The following is a 393-nucleotide window of genomic DNA, read 5'->3' as shown; positions in this document are numbered from 1 at the left end:
ACCTGAACAGTACAACGCAGTTCCTGTACAACGGCGTGCACCTGATCGAGCTGGAAGTGAAGATGAAGCTGGGCGAGTACTACGCCTTGCAGAGTTCCCACCTGCGCGAGTTGCAGCACAAGGCCAACGCCTCGATCGCCGAGGCCAGGGACCGGATGCATCGCAACATTGATGACATCGACATTCATTCAACCAAGGCCTGGAACAAGGTGCGACCGATCATCCAGCACGGGCTGATGAGCCTGGCCGTGCTCGACCCGCGGTTCACCAACACCATGATCAGTGTGTCGGTGTGGGTCGAGGGTACAGCGGCGGACGTGCATGGACGGTTGTTTGAGGAAGCCAACATGAAGGTAACTCAGGCAAGCAGCTTGGCGCAGCGTACCTTGGTGG

Annotated in this window: 1 pseudogene; it reads left to right on the top strand. The window is 58.3% G+C overall.

Annotation, left to right across the window (positions count from 1 at the left end):
• Positions 1–393: pseudogene (locus tag JOY50_RS28635) on the top strand (hypothetical protein); the annotation flags it as partial.

The organism is Pseudomonas sp. BP01 (assembly GCF_022760795.1).
Taxonomy (GTDB): Bacteria; Pseudomonadota; Gammaproteobacteria; order Pseudomonadales; family Pseudomonadaceae; genus Aquipseudomonas; species Aquipseudomonas putida_Q.
Note: the sequence above shows the minus strand (reverse complement) of the source record. Positions and strands in the feature narration are given on the sequence as shown.